This is a genomic window from Asticcacaulis sp. AC460 (genome assembly GCF_000495795.1).
Classification (GTDB): Bacteria; Pseudomonadota; Alphaproteobacteria; order Caulobacterales; family Caulobacteraceae; genus Asticcacaulis.
The window spans coordinates 74,962-92,697 of the sequence record NZ_AWGD01000023.1 but is presented as its reverse complement, the minus strand read 5'-3'; the positions used below and the strand labels follow the sequence as shown (position 1 = coordinate 92,697).

17 protein-coding genes are annotated in these 17,736 nt (G+C 60.9%); 10 read left to right on the top strand and 7 right to left on the bottom strand.

All coding sequences use genetic code 11. The annotated features are described in order from the left end of the window. The first annotated feature begins 76 nt into the window (after positions 1-76). Together ABAC460_RS38140 and ABAC460_RS38135 are read left to right on the top strand one after the other, a co-directional pair. The gene (locus ABAC460_RS38140; protein WP_023453992.1) at positions 77-1,321 is read left to right on the top strand and encodes a YceI family protein; all 1,245 of its coding nucleotides are present in this window, start codon (positions 77-79) and stop codon (positions 1,319-1,321) included. Then, positions 1,318-2,232, top strand: coding sequence for an L-threonylcarbamoyladenylate synthase (locus tag ABAC460_RS38135; protein ID WP_023453991.1), 915 nt, complete (start codon positions 1,318-1,320; stop codon positions 2,230-2,232). The genes ABAC460_RS38140 and ABAC460_RS38135 overlap by 4 nt, the downstream gene beginning before the upstream one ends. Here ABAC460_RS38135 and yaaA read toward each other — a convergent pair. Then, on the bottom strand, positions 2,229-3,014 hold the full coding sequence (gene yaaA, locus ABAC460_RS38130) for a peroxide stress protein YaaA (RefSeq protein WP_031236947.1): 786 nt from the start codon (positions 3,012-3,014) through the stop codon (positions 2,229-2,231). The genes ABAC460_RS38135 and yaaA overlap by 4 nt on opposite strands. 211 nt (positions 3,015-3,225) lie before the next feature. Here yaaA and ABAC460_RS38125 point away from each other — a divergent pair, with 211 nt between their 5' ends. Both ABAC460_RS38125 and ABAC460_RS38120 read left to right on the top strand, forming a co-directional pair. Continuing rightward, positions 3,226-4,011 (top strand): response regulator, encoded by a 786-nt coding sequence (locus tag ABAC460_RS38125; RefSeq protein WP_031236945.1) that lies wholly within the window; start codon positions 3,226-3,228, stop codon positions 4,009-4,011. A gap of 173 nt (positions 4,012-4,184) precedes the next feature. Then, positions 4,185-5,018, top strand: a complete 834-nt coding sequence (locus tag ABAC460_RS38120; RefSeq protein ID WP_023453988.1) for a response regulator — start codon at positions 4,185-4,187, stop codon at positions 5,016-5,018. 3 nt (positions 5,019-5,021) lie between these two features. Here ABAC460_RS38120 and ABAC460_RS38115 read toward each other — a convergent pair whose 3' ends face one another. Continuing rightward, complete coding sequence (locus ABAC460_RS38115) at positions 5,022-6,455, bottom strand: FAD-binding oxidoreductase (protein ID WP_023453987.1); 1,434 nt, start codon at positions 6,453-6,455, stop codon at positions 5,022-5,024. 51 nt (positions 6,456-6,506) lie between these two features. On the opposite strand from ABAC460_RS38115, the gene ABAC460_RS38110 reads away from it, so the two are divergent. After that, positions 6,507-6,944: an NUDIX hydrolase gene (locus tag ABAC460_RS38110; protein WP_052012763.1), complete on the top strand. Its 438-nt coding sequence runs from the start codon at positions 6,507-6,509 to the stop codon at positions 6,942-6,944. 1,071 nt (positions 6,945-8,015) lie between these two features. On the opposite strand, the gene ABAC460_RS50815 is transcribed toward ABAC460_RS38110, so the two are convergent. Beyond that, positions 8,016-8,930 (bottom strand): hypothetical protein, encoded by a 915-nt coding sequence (locus tag ABAC460_RS50815; protein WP_235075812.1) that lies wholly within the window; start codon positions 8,928-8,930, stop codon positions 8,016-8,018. Here ABAC460_RS50815 and ABAC460_RS50810 point away from each other — a divergent pair. The 4 genes from ABAC460_RS50810 (at position 8,895) to ABAC460_RS38090 (ending at position 12,547) form a co-directional block, all read left to right on the top strand. Next, positions 8,895-10,112, top strand: coding sequence for an ATP-binding protein (locus ABAC460_RS50810; RefSeq protein ID WP_235075811.1), 1,218 nt, complete (start codon positions 8,895-8,897; stop codon positions 10,110-10,112). The genes ABAC460_RS50815 and ABAC460_RS50810 overlap by 36 nt on opposite strands. Before the next feature lie 94 nt (positions 10,113-10,206). Beyond that, entirely contained in the window at positions 10,207-11,154 is a 948-nt protein-coding gene (locus tag ABAC460_RS38100) for an SPFH domain-containing protein (protein ID WP_023453983.1), read from the top strand. A gap of 11 nt (positions 11,155-11,165) precedes the next feature. Further along, on the top strand, positions 11,166-11,654 hold the full coding sequence (locus ABAC460_RS38095) for an NfeD family protein (protein WP_023453982.1): 489 nt from the start codon (positions 11,166-11,168) through the stop codon (positions 11,652-11,654). Between the two features lie 83 nt (positions 11,655-11,737). Further along, positions 11,738-12,547 carry a class II aldolase/adducin family protein gene (locus ABAC460_RS38090; protein ID WP_023453981.1) on the top strand — a complete coding sequence of 270 codons (810 nt, stop codon included), beginning with the start codon at positions 11,738-11,740 and terminating at the stop codon, positions 12,545-12,547. A gap of 10 nt (positions 12,548-12,557) precedes the next feature. Here the strand turns inward: ABAC460_RS38090 and ABAC460_RS38085 are convergent, their stop codons facing one another. From ABAC460_RS38085 to ABAC460_RS38070, 4 genes are all read right to left on the bottom strand, one after another. Then, positions 12,558-13,085: a c-type cytochrome gene (locus tag ABAC460_RS38085; RefSeq protein ID WP_023453980.1), complete on the bottom strand. Its 528-nt coding sequence runs from the start codon at positions 13,083-13,085 to the stop codon at positions 12,558-12,560. 37 nt (positions 13,086-13,122) lie between these two features. Then, complete coding sequence (locus ABAC460_RS38080; protein WP_023453979.1) at positions 13,123-14,211, bottom strand: hypothetical protein; 1,089 nt, start codon at positions 14,209-14,211, stop codon at positions 13,123-13,125. Positions 14,212-14,277: 66 nt separating this feature from the next. Beyond that, positions 14,278-14,778 (bottom strand): methylated-DNA--[protein]-cysteine S-methyltransferase, encoded by a 501-nt coding sequence (locus ABAC460_RS38075; RefSeq protein WP_023453978.1) that lies wholly within the window; start codon positions 14,776-14,778, stop codon positions 14,278-14,280. Between the two features lie 42 nt (positions 14,779-14,820). Continuing rightward, positions 14,821-15,810: a magnesium transporter CorA family protein gene (locus ABAC460_RS38070; RefSeq protein ID WP_023453977.1), complete on the bottom strand. Its 990-nt coding sequence runs from the start codon at positions 15,808-15,810 to the stop codon at positions 14,821-14,823. 230 nt (positions 15,811-16,040) lie between these two features. On the opposite strand from ABAC460_RS38070, the gene ABAC460_RS38065 reads away from it, so the two are divergent. Next, entirely contained in the window at positions 16,041-17,720 is a 1,680-nt protein-coding gene (locus tag ABAC460_RS38065) for an ATP-binding protein (protein WP_081716564.1), read from the top strand. Positions 17,721-17,736: the final 16 nt, after the last annotated feature.

Below are 17,736 nucleotides of genomic sequence, written 5' to 3'. Positions count from 1 at the left end.
TACAGATGTTTCCAGATGACGCGCGGACCGCCTGTGCTATATGACTCACCTCCCAAAACCGCCGGAGACCTGGCCCATGTCCGACTCCCCGCTGACACCCGCGTCCTACAATGCCTACAGCCGCTGGCTGCACTGGATTATGGCCTTCCTGATCCTGTTCATGATCTTCCTGGGCTGGAGCCTGGAGGTCGAGGACACCCTGCGCCGGACGCGCTTCGACCTGCACAAGTCTGTCGGCATGCTGATCCTGCTCCTCAGCTTTGTGCGCATCGGCGTCCGCCTGGCCTACAAGGCGCCGCCGGAGCCGCCCATGCCGCCATGGCAGGCCCTGGCAGCCAAGGCTTTGCACATCGGGTTCTACGTTGTGATGATCGGCATGCCCCTGTCGGGCTGGCTGCTGGTCTCGACCAATATCCGGCCGATACCCTTCTTCGGTCTTTTCGACTGGCCGCATCTGCCGGTGCCGCAGACCAAGGCGCTGCATGAGTTTTTCGAGGAAGGCCACCACCTCATCGCCAAGCTGATCATCTATGGCATGGTGCCGCTGCACGTCCTGGCGGCGCTGAAGCATCAGTTCGTCGACAAGGATGAGGTCATCCAGCATATGGTGCCGGGCCTGACGCCCAAGCCGATCCTCAACTGGCGCTGGATCGTGCCGGTGGGCGTCATCGTCGCCGCCGTCATCCTGGGACGGTTCGCCTTGCTGGGCAAACCCGTCGAGAAGCAAGCGGCGCCGGTGCCTGCCGCCTCTGCGCTGCCGGCGGAATCCTCCGCCGTCGCTTCAGAAGCCTCCTCTTCTGAAGCCGTATCTTCAGCGGAAAAGGTCCCGACCTGGACGGTCGACAAGGCCAGCAGCTCGATCCGGTTTTCGACCAGCTTCGAGGGTGACGCCATCAACGGCAGCTTCGGCAGCTACACGGCGCGCATCGACTTCGATCCGGAGCAACTGGATGCCTCGCGCGTCAAGGTGACGATCGACCTGGCTTCGGCGACCACGGGCAACAGCGACTACGACGGCACCATGAAGGGGCCGGAATTCTTCAACGTTCCGGCATCGCCCAAGGCTGAGTTCGAAGCGAAATCCTTTACGCGCAAAGACACCACGCACTTCGTTGCCCACGGCACCCTGAAACTGCACGGCGTATCGAAGAAGCTGGACCTGCCCTTCACTCTGGCCATCAAAAACGGCGTCGCCGACATGGCGGCAACTGTTGATGTCGACCGGACCGCCTATGGCGTCGGCACCGGCGAATATGCCAGCACCGACCTGGTCCCCGCCAAGGTTCCCGTGACCGTCAAGCTAAAAGCCCGCGCCGGATGAGTGTTGAGGCCGCCATTGTGGCGTTGCGTAACGCAGACCTGATCCACCTGCCGACCGAAACGGTTTACGGCCTGGGGGCACGCGCCGACGATCCGGCCGCCGTAGTCAAGGTCTTCGAAGCCAAGGGGCGCCCGCGCTTTAACCCTTTGATCGTCCATGTCGGTTCGGTCGAAGCCGCCGCCTCTATCGGCGTGATGGATAACCGGGCCCACGCCCTGGCCGCTGCCTTCTGGCCCGGCCCTCTGACCCTGGTCGTGCCGGTCCGCGACACGTCTGCCGCCTGCGACCTGGCGCGGGCAGGGCTCGACAGTGTCGCCCTGCGCCTGCCGGCCCATCCCCTGGCGCTGCAGGTCTTGCGCGGCTTCGGTAGAGGCGTGGTGGCGCCGTCGGCCAACCGCTCCGGCCGGCCCAGTCCGACGACCCAGGCTGATGCGTTCGAAGAAACCGGCGCTTCGGTGGCCGTATCGCTGGACGGTGGTCCATGCCCGGTCGGTGTGGAATCCACGGTTGTCAGCCTGCTGGGCGAAGCGCGCTACCTGCGTGCCGGCGCTGTCACCCGCGCCCAGATCGAAGCCGTGATCGGCCCGCTGGCTGCGGACGAAGCCGAAGGCCACCGCTCACCGGGCCGCCTGAGCCTGCACTATGCGCCCGACGCGCCGGTGCACATCAATGTTGAAACGCCGCCTAAGGGGGCGGCCTATCTCGCTTTCGGTGCGACGGACTATTCTGGCCCGGTTATCCAGCTAAGCGTCACGCGCGACCTGGCCGAAGCCGCCGCCAACCTGTTCCGCAGCTTGCGCGAAGCCGACCGCCTTGAGCCGGCCTGCATCGCCATTGCGCCAATCCCCGAAGACGGCATAGGCGAAGCCATCAACGACCGCATCCGCCGCGCCGCCGGATTTATCGGCTAGGCCTCTTCCTTCTGCCGTGCATTGACGGCTTCCGGCTGGGGCCGGGTGAACACCCAATCGTCGCCGTTCGTCAGATCCGACCGGAACGCATAACCCGCCACCGTGAAATCCTTCAAACCTTCCAGTCGATCGATCCGCTGGTCGATCATGTACCGCGCCATCAGGCCGCGCGCCTTCTTGGCGAAGAAGGAAACAATCTTCGCCTCATTGCCCTTGATCTCGAGAAACCGCGGGCTGATCACCTTGGCTTTCAAGGCCTTGGTCAAGGCGGCGCGGGAATATTCCGTGCTGGCGAGATTGACGACCGGATCGCCGTCCAGTTCGGCTTTCAGCGATTTGGCAATGGTATCGCCCCAGAATGCGTACAGCGAATTGGCCCGGCCGGTCTTCAGTTGCGATCCCATCTCCAGCCGGTACGGTCGGATCAGGTCCAGCGGTTTCAAAACCCCATACAGCCCAGACAGGATACGCAGATGGTCCTGCGCAAAGGCGATACCGTCCGCGCCCAGGGTGCGCGCTTCCAGTCCGACATAGACGTCGCCATCGAACATGAACACCGCGCTCATCGCCTCCTGGTCTTCAAAGCCCTGAAAACGCTGGTAATTCAACTCACTCAGCGCCTTGGAGATATCCATCAGTTCGCCGATGGCCTTGGGCTTCAGCCGCTTCAGACTCTTCAGCAGCTTGGCGGTCGCCTCGGGAAAGCGCGGTTCGGTGCCGGCAGGCGCCCCTTCGTGCGGCGTGGTGTCGAGCGATTTGGCGGGAGAAATCAGGGTCAGCATGGGGAGGCCTTCGGCGCGCGGGATTCGGTCCCGCCCATGATAGGAAGCCTTGCCCGGTAACGCAATCATACCCTTTCCGGATTGTTAAGTTGTTCAATGGTCTGAGTTTTTCGCGTAACGGGCGTAATTTTGACGGCGCGTGTTTACCTTGGCCTAACAGGTGCGTGATAGGGTCATCGGTAACGAACGACACCGCCGGAGGATATGACGTATGTCATTAGGTACGGTCTTAGTGCTCGAAGATAGCCGCGTTCAGGCCCAACTGATCTCGAAGATGCTGACCGCCCTGGGCTGGTCGGCCGTAATGGCGTTCGACCACAAAACCGTCTACCAACTCCTGCGCAACAGCAATGTCGACCTGCTGCTGCTCGATGTCTATATCGAAGGCGGAAACACCCTTCTGCACCTTCCGGAAATCCGCGATCTGGCCCACGATATCCCCGTCGCCATCATGACGGCAGGCGGGGCAGGGGGCCAGGCGCTGAATGCCACCCTGAACGCCGCTCGCCGTGCCCAGGCCGACTTTGTCTTGCCCAAGCCCTTCACCCCGGCCGACCTGCGCGTCATCCTGGACGAAGCCTATCAGATGCGCCGCTCGCCGACCCCGCCGAAACATATCCTGGTCGTCGACGACTGTCGGGTGGTTCGCAAACTGACCACCTCGGCCCTGGCCGAGAAGGGCTATCGCATCAGCGAGGCCCGATCGATGGAAGAGGCGTTCGAGCGCATCGACATCGCCCATGTCGACGTCGTCATCACCGACATCTTCATGCCCGGCATGGGCGGGATCGAAGGCATCGGGATCATCAAGGCGACCTGGCCGGAAGTCTCGATCATCGCCATGTCGGCCGGTGTCGAGCAGAAGGTCGCCAATACCCAGGCCCTGTCGGCCGCCCAGCACATGGGCGCCCATGCCTTGTTGCCCAAGCCGTTCACCGCATCGGACCTGTGTTTCCTGGTCGACGCCGTTTTGACCGAACGCAGCCTTGCCGCCTGAAATCGGTTGCATTTGTGCATTTTGACATAAGTGTCAATAATAACAAGGTTTTACACGCGTTTTCAGCTTCTTAATGGTTTTGTTCGAAACTCATTAAAAGATAAGGGCCCAACAAGGGCTGAACATCGGTCTGAGGCCGGGAGGGGTTCCGGTCAAAGACAAGGGAGGCGCGTATGAATTTGGGCAGCGTGCTTATCCTGGATCAGAACCGGGAGCAGGCGCAGCGTATCTCGACGATGCTGGGCGCACAGAAGTGGACGTCGGTCCTCAGCTTCGATCAGCGCATGGCGATGAGACAGTTGAAGGCCAACCGTTTCCATCTGCTGTTATTCGACGCCTATACCGACGGCATTACGAAGCCCCAGGCCCTGGAGTGTCTGCGCTCGGAATCGCACGACGCGCCGCTTGCCCTGATGTCCGACCATGTGTCGAAGGGCCAGTTGATGAAGTCCGCGGCCGACGCGGCGCACATGGCCGGCGCCGATTTCGTCCTGCCCAAGCCGTTCAACCAGGACAAGCTCAAGACCCTGCTGGCTGACACCAACTCCTACCACCGCAAGCGGATGAAGGAACACCACATTCTGGTGGTCGAGGACGATCCTGAACTGCGCAGCGATGTCTGTCGCGTCCTGAAACAGGTCGGTTATAAGGTGTCGTGGGCGGCCAATATGGAGGACGCCTTCTTCGACCATAATCTCGGCATGGTCGATGTCGTGCTGACCGCGGTGCTGATCGCCGGCATTGGCGGGATCGAGGGCACAGCCCAGATCAAACGCGACTGGGAACATGTCCGCGTCGTTGCGGCTTCCGAAGGGGTCGACGACAAGATTACGGCGGTTCACGTCCTGGCGGCGGCCAAGGCCGCCGGCGCCGATGCACTTCTGCCCAAGCCCTATACGATGCGCGACATGCTGCTGGGCGTGGCCAGCGTCATTCGCGCCAAGGACGCGCCGGAAGAGGTCACGACCGCCGCCCAGGACGCCATCGACGCCATCTTCGCGCGCTAAGCTTTAAAACAGCACGTGCGGGTTCATGATCCGCTTGGGGTCCAGCGAGGCGCGCACCGCCTGCATCGCCGCTACGGCGACCGGATCCTTGTACAGCAAAGCTTCGCCGGTCTTCATCCGGCCCAAGCCGTGTTCGGCTGAGATCGAACCTTCATACTGGTGGACCAGGTCATGGACCACTTTGGAACCGGCATCGCGTAGACCGTTGAACTCGGCCGCATCCATGCCTTCCGGCGCGATGACATTGAAGTGGACATTACCGTCGCCGACATGGCCGAAGGCCACCAGTCGTGCGCCCGGCAGAAAGGCCTGCACCGCTGCGTCGCCCTCGACCATATACTCGGCCATGCGCGACAGCGGCACCGAGATATCGTGCTTCCACGCCGGACCTTCGGCTTTTTCCGCCGCCGAATGGTCCTCGCGCAGCCGCCAGAACTCGGCCGCCTGGGTCTCGTTCTGGGCGATGACCCCGTCCAGGATCAGCTCTTCCTCGAAGGCCGCGCCTAGAACCCGCTCCATGCTGGCGGCGGCGCCATCGGGATCGCCCGACGCCACCTCGATCAGGGCGTACCACGGATATTCGGCTTCCAACGGCTCGCGCGTGTCCGGAATATGCTTCAGCACCAGCGACAGGCCGTAGCGCCCCATCAACTCGAAGGCCTCGACCTGGCCGCCGGTTTCCTGCTTGGCGCGGACCAGCAGATCAATGGCTTTTTGGGCGCTCTCGAAGGCCACAATCGCCGTCGCGCGTGAATTCATGATCGGGAACAGCTTCAGCGACGCGGCGGTGATGATGCCCAATGTCCCTTCGGCGCCGATGAACAGCTGCTTCAGGTCGTAGCCGGTATTGTCCTTGCGCAACCGCTTCAGGCCGTGAAAAATCTCACCCGTCGGCAGCACGACTTCCAGGCCCGACACCAGGTCGCGCGTCACGCCGTAACGCAGCACCGCAGTGCCGCCGGCATTGGTCGATATGACCCCGCCGACCGTCGCCGTGCCTTCGGCCGCCAGCGACAGCGGGAAGTAACGTCCGGCGCCTTCGGCGATCTGCTGGGCCTCCAGAAGGGTCAGACCGCTCTCCAGCACCATGGTGTCGTCGGTCGGGGCGACGTCGCGCACCGTCTTCATGCGGTCCAGCGAGATCAGGACCTCGCCGAACGGGATCTGGCCACCAACCAGGCCCGTATTGCCGCCCTGCGGCGTGATGGCGACACCGGCGTCGAAACAGATCTTCACGACGGCAGCGACTTCCTCGGTCGTCTTGGGAAGGACCAGCAAGGGGGTATGGCCTTTCCACTTGCCGCGCCATTCCGTCAGCTTGGGATCGACACGCACGGCATCCTCGCTCCATCCAGCGTCACCGACCACGGCCTTGATGCGGGCAAGGACCTCAGGGGCGACAGCAGGCGTTTCAGCAGCGGGGACGGGCGTGGACATCGGCGGGACCTTGTTGGACTATGCCGCTGCGTTAAGCGAGAGAATCGGCAAGTGCAAGCCACAAAACCTAATTCTGACGGTCAGCCCACCTTAAACCAGGAAGGCTTAGTTCCCGTCCCCGCGGTGGGCGTGGTCTGCCGTCGAGGCAACGAAGTGTTGCTGATCCGCCGGGGCCGGCCGCCGCGCCAGGGCGAGTGGTCGATCCCTGGCGGCAAGATAATGCGGGGGGAAAGCCTGCACGCCGCCGCCCTGCGCGAACTGGCTGAAGAAACCGGTGTGGTTGCCACAATTAGCCATCTGGTTGAAGTCTACGAAATTATCGACTCCCGGTTTCACTATGTTTTGATCGACTATGCCGCCGACTGGATTTCCGGTGATCCGCGCCCTGGCGACGATGCCGATGAAGCCCGCTTCTTCTCGCTACAAGATGCTCTGCAAACCGTTGCACAGCCTGATCTTCGCGATGTCTTGCTTAAGACCTTTGGTTAAGAGCTGAACGCTTCCACAGAAGCCCTTTTACTCTCGTCACATTGCGACAAAACGGCCACAAACGCCGTTATATTTTTACACGCCGCACGCGAAATGGTTGCCAATTCATTAAAAAACGATTAAGAATTTCTTAACGGCGCATTTCGGCTGGGGGTAATTCCTGCACGGGCTTCGCCGCCGAGGTAAGTCCGCACCCGTACCGGCGTGAGGACCACCCCCAAAAAAGACCGGCAAAAAAGCCGGATGTGATGGTTTTGGTTAGTCTTTAAAGGAGTACCAGTATGAAGAAGTTGATCATCGCCGTTGCCGCCCTCGTTGCGGTTGCCGGCGCCGCTGCCGTTGCTACGCAGACAATGGCTGGCCCTCCGGGCGGCGTGTGCATGGGCCCTTATTGCCCCTAACGGCTACGCAGCCTAACGGTTGAGCAGCCTAACGGTTAAGCAGCCTAACGGTTAAGCAGGATGTCTCGACATCCTGCTTTTTATTTTACTCCGCTGCGCCACAGGGCCTCGCTTAAGCGAATACTAAGGTCTTTGTGGTGTATTCAGGCGCGTGAGCATCGGAGTGGGCATGACGCGCGCCATAATCGGGTTGAGATGCCCGGCAAATATATTCCGGAATATTGGTGCTGCCTTCATAGTCCTCTGGACTATGCTGTCATCCGGGACAGTTCTCGCCCAGCAGACGTCGCCCCAGGACAGCTTGCCGCCTTACCAGCAAAAGCTCGACAGTACCTATCACCTGTTGGCATCTACCCCATTTACTTACCATTCGGACGAAATAGAACGTTATGGTGCAGCGGCGCTTTCCCAATCGGGGAACCGTCGTTTGTATGCGTTGTGGCGCGTTCTTTACGTCTACAAAGACGTCTTGAACGAAGGGCAGTTCAACGCGTGGCATGCGCGGATTGTCAAAGAAGCGCGTAAAAGCAATGATAGTGATCTGGACCTGCTTGCCCGTTTGATGCTTCAGGTCTATCGAAATGAAACCAACGGTTTTTCGCTTATTTCTGAGCGCGAGTGGGCAGTCTATCTCGAAGCGCCAAATAGCGCGATTCGAAACATGGCGCTTTTAGAACGGGAGCGCCAGGCCCAGTTTCAACGGCAATGGGCTGAGGCGATTGACCTCGGCGAACGCCTGGTAATCGGACTGGACGGAGAGGGGGAGGCCGCGAACGGTTTGCACGCCGTTGCGCGGCAAGTGCTTGCCTACAACATGCTGAAGGTGGGTGACTACGACAGCTATGCCAATCATATGTATGCCGTTGCTCGACTGTCTGAAAATGGCTTTTTTCTTCAAAAGATGGCGCTGATTTATGACCTTGCCGTATTCGCGGCTTTGGACAACGATCTGGAATTGGCAAGAAAACTCCAGACGCTGTACTCGGCTGAGGTTGACAAACACAAGCTTGGCGCTCTGATTGAGCAAGACCAGCAACTGTGCGTCAGTATCGCGGAAAAAAGCGAAGATTATCGCGGCGTTATCAATTGCTTGCAGGATTGGCGTCCCCCGTCGGCGAAACTGGCGACGCCGCAGGATGCGATCAAACTGATGGCGCTTTCGGCCGCTTATGCTCATGTGAATGAAGTCGGAAAGGCAGAATTTTACTACGCGAAACTTGTCGAGATACCTCAGACGACATTTGCGCGTGGAAGTCTGTACGATTCCTATTATGAATCCCAACTGTATGCGGCCAAGGGCGACTACAGGACCGCGTTCCAGGACATGAATTCCTTCAACCTTTCGGCTCTGCGCCGGGCAGAAAAATATCGTGTTGCCTCTGTGCAGGACATGTACAAGGCGCTTCGCAAGGAACTGGACAGTAAGACCCAGGAAAGCCGTCTGCTGGTCAAGCAAGTTCAGATGCGGAATCTTTTGTTGGGGGCGGCGGGTCTGATTGCTGTCCTGCTGGCCGTTATCAGCGTCGGTGGCGCCTTCTGGGTCCTGCGCATGCGTCGTCTGCATCGCAACCTGAACGAAGCCCACGACCACGCCGAAGCCGCCAACGCCGCCAAGTCGCGCTTCCTGGCCGTGATGAGCCACGAACTGCGTACGCCGCTGAATGGCATGCTGGGCATGGCCCAGACCCTGAAAAAGGGTGATCTCAACGGCGCCCAGCGCGAGCAGGTCGACATCATGGTCGATTCCGGCGAAACCCTGCTGGCCCTGCTGAACGACGTGCTCGACATGTCGCGCATCGAAGCCGGCAAGGTTGAACTGGCGCCGACCCCGTCGACCATGAAGGACATGGTCGACCGCGTGGTCAATACCTACAACCCGCTGCTGGGTTCCAAGGACGTCGTCCTCAGCTATCACCTCGACGAGGGCGCCAACCGTACACTCTCCTTCGACGTGCTGCGCGTCTATCAGTGTCTGTCGAACCTGGTCTCCAACGCCGTCAAGTTTACCGAACTGGGCTCCGTCCGTATCAATGTTTCGGTGACCGAGGAAGGCGACGGCTATCAGGTCCGCTGCGAAGTCAGGGACACAGGCATCGGCATGAGCAAGGCTGTGATCGACAAGCTGTTCGAAGCCTACAGTCAGGCCGATGCCATGACCGTGCGCAAATATGGCGGCTCGGGCCTGGGTCTGTCGATCAGCCGCCGCCTGGCCGAACTGATGGGCGGCACGCTCAGCGTCACCAGCGACGAGACCAAGGGCTCGACCTTCGTCCTGACCTTCCATGCCGGCGCCGTCACCGAAGTCGCCAAGGCTGAGCCGATTTCGGCCTCGATTCTCGCGGAGGACGACGACACCTTGCCGGGTATGAGCATCCTGCTGGTTGACGACCACCCCATCAACCGCAAGGTCGCCCGTCTGTTCCTGGAACCTTTCGGCTTTGACATCACCGAAGCCGCCGACGGCCAGGAAGCCCTGGACCTCGACATGTCGCGCTTCGACCTGGTGCTGATGGACCTGAACATGCCGCGCATGGGCGGACTGGAAGCGACCCGGATCTACCGCGCGAACGAAGCCCCCGGCCGCCGTCTGCCGATCGTTGCCCTGACGGCGGATGCCATGAAGGACCAGATCGCCGCTTGCCACGCCGCCGGCATGGACGCCCACATCGCTAAGCCGATCGTCATGGACACTCTGATCGAAACGGTGACCCGCCTGTTGCACCTGGCCGACGAAGACGAAGCGCAGGCCGAAGTCGAAAGCGCCTAACTCACGGTGATTTGACGTTTCGTCAATTGCGCGGCCATACTGTCGCGACCATATAACAATAGTCCGAATCTGCGGACCATACGGGGGCTACATTATGGAAGCTTTTTCGATTTTCGGAGCCTTTACGCTCGTTCTATTTGTGCTGGCGATCGTCACCGTCTTCAGCATCATCAAGATCGTGCCGCAAGGCTATGAGTTTACCGTTGAAAAGTTCGGCCGCTACACGCGCACGCTCAAGCCCGGCATTTCGTTTCTGACGCCGTTCGTCGAGGCGGTCGGCCGCCGGGTCAACATGATGGAGCGCGTCGTCGATGTGCCGCAACAAGAGGTCATCACCAAGGACAATGTGGTCGTCAAGGTCGATGGCATCGTGTTCACACAGGTCATGGATGCCTCTCTTGCGGCCTATCGGGTCGACAATCTCGACAACGCTATTACCCAGTTGTCCATGACGAACCTGCGCACCGTCGTCGGTTCGATGGAACTGGACGAGGTCCTGTCTCAACGCGATTCGATCAATTCGCGCCTGCTTAATGTCATCGACCACGCCACCTCGCCGTGGGGCATGAAGGTCAACCGCATCGAGATCAAGGACCTGCGCCCGCCGCACGATATCACCGACTCGATGGCGCGGCAGATGAAGGCCGAACGCGAACGCCGCGCCGTAATCATCGAGGCCGAGGGCGAAAAGCAAGCCGCCATCACCCGCGCCGAAGGCAGCAAGCAGGCCGCCGTGCTGGAATCCGAAGGTCGCAAGGAAGCCGCCTTCCGCGACGCCGAGGCGCGCGAACGTTCCGCCGAGGCCGAGGCCCGCGCTACCGACATGGTGTCCCAGGCCATCGCCAAGGGTGACGTCAACGCCATCAATTACTTCGTTGCCCAGAAATATGTCGAAGCCTTCGGTAAGTTCGCCGACTCGCCCAACCAGAAGACCCTGATCCTGCCGGCCGAACTGGGCAGCTTGTCCGGCACCCTGGGTGGCGTGCTTGAACTGATCAAGTCGGTCAACAACACCCCGCCGGCGCCGCCGGCCCGCAAATAGGGGAGGGCACCATGACGGACGTCTTTCTCATCCCGCCTATGGGGTTGCAGGCCTTCTGGATCTGGCTGACCTTTGGCATCCTGCTGCTGGGTCTTGAGGTTTTTCTCGGCACGCAATGGCTGCTGTGGTCGGCCGCGGCTGCCGGCCTTGTGGCGGTGGTCTGCCTGACCAATCTGCCGTTCGGCCTGGTCACCCAGGTGATCGTTTTCGCCATCCTCAGCGTGGCCGGCGCCCTGTTGACCAGGAAGTTCATGAAGGTCCCGGGGCTTGGGCCCGACGTCAACGATCCGCACGTCCGCATGTTGGGCAAGGAGGCTGAGATCCTGAGCGGCTTCGCCTTGGTCGCAGGCGGCGAACGCACGGGCCGGGTGATGTTCGACGGCGTCGAATGGCCGGCCGTACTCCAGGACGAAGCCAGCGAAGCCCGGCTGATGGACAAGGACCGCGTCGTGATCGAACGCATCCACGAAGGGCGGCTGTACGTCAAGCCGGCAGGCTAGGCTTCCCTTACGGCAATTGGGTTTAGGCTTGCCAAGGCGGCAAATCGGGTTTCCAATATGGGCAACTATAAGGAAACGCCGCCATGCCGCACGACGATCAGGTTCGAACCCACGCCCATATCTCCGACGCGGAATGGCAGAAGCGGTGCGACCTGGCGGCGCTGTACCGCCTCGTGGCGTTGTTCGGCTGGGACGACCTGATCTTCACCCACATCTCGGCGCGCGTTCCGGCGAAGGACTCGCTGGTGAAACAACCGGACGGCAGCTACGCGCCCGCTGAAGTCGACCATTTCCTGATCAACCCCTACGGTACCTTCTTCGACGAGATGACGGCATCGGACCTGGTCAAGATCGACATTGACGGCAATGCGATCGGCGACAACAAGGCCATGATCAACCCCGCCGGCTTCACCATCCATAGCGCCATCCATTCGGCTCTGGGCGATGCCCATTTCGTTCTGCACCTGCATACCGACGCCATGACCGGCGTATCGGCGCAGAAGGAAGGCTTGTTGCCCCTGAGTCAGAACTCCCTGCTGCTGCGGCCGCAGATCGCCTATCACGACTATGAGGGCGTGGCGCTGGACCTGGAGGAGCGCGCGCGGATCGTCTCGGATATCGGCAGCAAACGCGTGCTGATCCTGCGCAACCACGGCACCCTGACCTGGGGCTCGACGGCGGCGGAAGCCTTTACCATCATGTATTTCCTGGAACAGGCCTGCCGCCAGCAGATTGCGGCCTTAAGCGCCGGCCGCGACAATCTGATTGAGGTCGGCCAGGACATCCAGGACAAGGTCGCGCCCCTGGCGATGGGGGTGGGCTTTGTTGGCATGCTGACCTGGCCGGGTCTGATCCGCAAGCTGAAGCGCGAAAACCCGGGTTACGATCAGTAAGATTTGAACCTTATTCCACCGACGCTGAAGCGCTCTCCGACGTTGCCGGCACAGGCTCAGGCCTTGGCGTGGTCTGGACTTTCAGATAGGCGATCAGATTGCGGCGATGTTCAGCATCGGCAATACCCTGAAAGCTCATCTTCGTGCCTTTCACCGTCGCCTGCGGTGCGGAGATAAAGGTATCCAGCGTGGCGAAATCCCACACCGTATCGTGCCCGGTCATAGCCTCTGTGAAGAGATAGCCGGGTTCGGTGCCCGACTTGCGGCCGAAGACGCCATACAGGTGCGGTCCGGTGAGGTTCGACTTATCGGCGGTGATGGTGTGACACGACCGGCACTTGGCGAACTGCTTTTCGCCGTCGGCCAGGTCAGCGGCATTGAACGGCGCCGGCATGGCGGCCAGCAGGGCGGCCTTTTCTGCCGGCGTATAGTCGACCGTCTGGGCCAGTTCGACCACAGCGCCATTGTCATTGTCGGCCTTGCGCCCGCAGGCGCTCAAAGCCAGAATCGCAAAACCCAGAACGACAACCTGCTTCATAGTATTCCCCATGGACTGGCGAACACTTAAGCCAGTCTCACGGCTTTGGCGACAGTGAAATCGGCACCAGGACGCATTGTTTGATGAAGAAGGTATCGCAGGACTCAGTGCTGTCCGGGGCCACTCCGTCGAGATCGCGCAGTTCGACAAGCTGAACCGGTGCGGCGACGCGGTAGACGATACCATAGGCTCGCTGCGGGTTCAGGTCCACGGCTTGCCATGTAACGCTCCCGCCTTCGCGAAGGGAGACCCAGATGTGCGCGCCGCAATCCAGCATGGGGCAATAGTCGACCGGAGTGCCGTCTTCAGTGGTGGCCACGACCAGATCTCCGGTCGCGGATTCTGATATGTAGCAGCTCATCCAGTAGCCGTCATAGCTCCAGTCGTCGATGCCGTCGCCGTTCAGGTCCGGGGTCCGGTTGATGGCGCCATCGTGCGACACCTTGGCGTCAACCGAGGCGCAGGCCGTCGTATTCGCGGCCATGACGGCCGCCATAGGTGGCGGGGGTGTGTCCGGCGATGCATCCCGAACCGTATCTATCGCCTGGGGCGCTACGCCGGTGCGGACCAGGTCCTTTTTGGTAAACCGCCACGATGCCCGCATGGCGAACTTGCCCAGACCGTCGTCGCGCCATTCGAAGCCCCAGGGACAGGCTTCGACGCCGGCCAGCCCGCAGGCGGAACCGTGAAAATCGGTTTCGATCCAGCCGAAATCCTTGCCGGGAATGCGGCGTACCTTGAATAGGCGGACCTGGTTGCGGAACGTCCGGACGTAGTGACCATTGTCATCGGGCGACCAGACTTCGATCATGCAGCCGCCTGTGCCGCACCATCCGGCGGGATATTCAGTCTTTTCGCTGTCGATCATCCAGTCCGGCGCCTTGGCGGGGGTGACATTGACCTTTTTCAGCAGACCGGTCCTTTGCCATTTCCGGATTTCCACCGCGGTCGGTTGCGGCGGGGGCGGGCCGCTGTTCTCGGGATCGCTGGCGTCGTAAGGCAGCCAGCCATCGGCGACGATGGCCTGGACGGCGTCGACAACCTCCGGCGGCACGTCCTGGGCGCGCGCCTGCGCTACGCCGACCGCCGCCAAAGCCGCCGCCAAGACCAAAGCCATCCGTTTCATGACACAACCCCTCCGGTTACGGCCATTCTACCGCTGCCGCGCATCGAATACCCGTTACAAATCCTGTTACAGCAGGTCGGGTTGCGCCTTTGGAATCTCAAAATCGAGCAGGGCGCGCTTCAACGGCAAACCGCCACCATATCCGGTCAGCGATCCGTTCTTGCCGATGACGCGATGGCACGGGATAATCAGCGCGATGGGGTTCTTGCCATTGGCGGCGCCGACGGCGCGCATGGCCTTTTCGTCGCCCGTTCGCCTTGCCAGTTCCTGATAATGGATGGTGGTGCCGAAGGGGATATCGCACAGCGCCTGCCACACCCTTTGCTGGAAGGGTGTGCCGCGTGGCCGCAAGACCAGATCAAAATCCCTGCGCGTGCTGGCGAAAAACTGGTCGACCTGCTCGAACACATGCGTCAACCGCCCGGGCGCAGGCAACGCCTTGGCGTCATGCGACCACAGATTGGCCATGACGCCGTTGAGGAATGTGAACTCCACCAAAGCGCCATCATCCTCGATGGTCGCGGCGGCGGTGCCGTAGGGTGTGTCCATCTGGTCGAAGTAAAGCATGGCAATATCGTGACAGGATTCGCTGCCAGAAAGAGTCAGGACCTAAAGCCACCGCTTCCGCTTGAACCACAGATACGGCACCACCGCGAACAGCAGCATCAGCACAATGGCGAAGGGCTGCCCCCAGCTCAGTTCGAACTCCGGCATGCTCTTGAAATTCATCCCGAAATAGCCGGCCACCAGCGACGGCGGCAGGAAAATCAGCGCCACCACCGAGAAGATCTTGGCAATCAGGTTCTGTTCGACATTGATCATGCCGAGGCTGGTTTCCAACTGGAACGTCATCTGGTTGTTCAAAAAGCCCGACTGATCGGCCAGAGACTTACAATCCTTGATCAGTCGGTTGGCGTCGCGGTTCAACTCGTCCTTGCCGTGGTTATGATCGTCGCGGAAATAGGTCAGCAGCCGCTCCAGGCTGTGAACGCTCTCATTGATCTTGGCATTGAGATCGGCCAGGTAGCCCAGCCGCTTCAGCACGCCGCGCATGAGGATCGACGGATCGCCGTGGCGGCTGTCGAAGGCTTGTTCGTTGAAGATGCGCTGCGACAGTTCGTCCATGCCCTTGATGACGTCCTTGTGGCGGACGGCGACGCGGGTGATCACCTCTTCCAGCAAGCCTTCCATGACGTCGGCGCTGGTTGGAAACCGCCTGGGATGCAGCAGCAGGTTCTCCGAAAAGTGCAGGAACGAGGTCGGATCGATCCGCCGGATGGTAATCAGGAATTCCGGCGTCAGGATAAAGGTCACCGGGCTGGTCCGCGGCGTGCCGCTTTCGACATCGCACAGCATGGCGGCCGTCATGTAGGAAATGCCGTCGCGCGTATACATCCGGTTCAGGGCGTGGTTGCGCCAGATCTCGTCCTGACGGGGCAGGGCGATGTTCAGATTCTGCGGGAGGTTGCGTTCTTCCTCTTCGGTCGGATTGACCAGGTCGATCCATACCGGCTCATCCGGAACATTGTGGGTGGCGTCGATCTGGGTTTCGGCAATCTTGCCCCCCGCACCGGCCGGAAGATGAAAAACCCTGATCATGTACGTGCCTCCGCCGAGACCATCCTAAGGCGAAGCGGTTGATTCCGGTTTAACGGCAGTGCCGCGACGTACTCGCTTTCAACGCGATTGTCCCTTTTTCGGATCGTCTTTTTAGTGTATCGTCATGCTTCGGAAGCACAAAGAAATCAGAGGATTGATTTACGGTGACTCCCACGAACCTTCCTCCGTCACCTGCGGAAACGGCTTTTTCCCATAGGCGCGCCTCCGCTATGGCGTGGTTGGTGGACATTGCTCGGCGCCTGTCGGAGACCCGCGATATGTCATCCCTGGCCCTGACCACCGCGGAGGCGGCCCGGGGGCTCCTGGGAGCTGCGGATTCAACCTTTATTCTTCGCGACGGCCACGAAGGTCATTGTGTTGAGCAAAGCGGTCCCCAAAAAATGTGGAAAGGGGTACGATTCCCGCTGGAGGGGACCGTGACAGGCAGCGTCATCCTAAGCGGCGTTGCCGACATTATCCCGGATATTCGTCAGGACAGCCGAATTCCCAGCAGCGCCTACGACCCCGCGGCTGTGCAAAGTATACTGGTCGTGCCGATCCGGCGGTCACAGCCGCTGGGCGCCATCGTCGTCAACTGGAATGAACGGCATCCAGCTGATGAGGATGACATCGCCATCCTTCATGCCCTGGCGGATATTACCTCGGTCGCCTGGGAAAATGTTCGCCTGTTGGAAGACCTTCAGGACAAGGTCAAGGGTCTGGAAGCGCAACGCGTGCGTATCGAGGCCCAGCATGAATCGCTGGAGGTATTCTCGCGCGCCCTGGCCCACGACCTGAAGGAACCGGTCCGCACGGTGCGCGCCTTTTCCGAACTGATCGCCAAGGGCGAAGATCCGCCCGAATTGCGCGATACCTATTTCGACCTGATCCACAAGGCCGCCGACCGTATGGCCATGCTGGTCGACACGGTGTTCCAATATACCCAACTCGACGACCGCAGCCGGCTGAACAAACGGGCCGTCGATATGGACGAAACGGTCAGGGCGGTCATCGGCAACCTGGCGCAATTGATCCGCGAGCGTGGCGCCGTGGTGACGGCCGGCGACCTGCCGACGGTGGACGCCCACGGCGCCCACATGATGCAACTGGTTCAGAACCTGGTCAGCAATGCCGTCCGCCATGGTCCGGTCGGCGTTGAGGTCCGCATCGAGGCGAAGGATTTAGGTGACCAGTGGCAGTTCAGCGTCAGCGACAACGGACCTGGCCTGGCGAGCAACGACGTCGAGCGCATCTTTCTGCCGTTCAAGCGCCTGAACCTGAACGAGGAGGGGGCGGGCCTGGGCCTGTCGATCTGCCGCAAGGTGATGGCGCTGCATGAGGGGCACATCTGGTGCGACTCCGGTTATACGGGCGGCGCGCGTTTTCTCTTTACCCTGCCGAAACCGGGCGCCGTGACGCCTGAAGTGACGGCCAATAACAACAGAGCGAGCTTGATGGAAACAACGGGACGACGCCTTGCCAATGTTTTGCTGGTCGACGACCGCGATGCCGACCTGGAACTGACGCGGGTGCTGCTCCAGGTCCGCGACCGGCTGCAGTTCAATCTGATCATGGCCAAGGGCGGCAAGGAGGCGCTGGACAAGCTGCGCCAGGCCGGCCGCGACCAGGAGCCGATCGACCTGCTGCTGCTGGACATCAACATGCCGGGCATGAGCGGGTTCGAAATGCTCGAAGAACTGCGCAAGGACAAATCCATCCCGCCGGTTGCTGTGGTCATGTGCAGCGGCTCGACCTATGAGGATGACCTGAAGCGGGCGGAGAGCCTGGGCGCGGCGGGCTATATGGTCAAGCCGCCGTCGCTTGACCAACTGAAGCCAATGCTGGCGGTTCTGCCGGACCTGCACCTCGACCAGGAAGGCCGCGACAACCGCCTGATGCACGCGGCTTAAACCTGGTTCCTTCTTA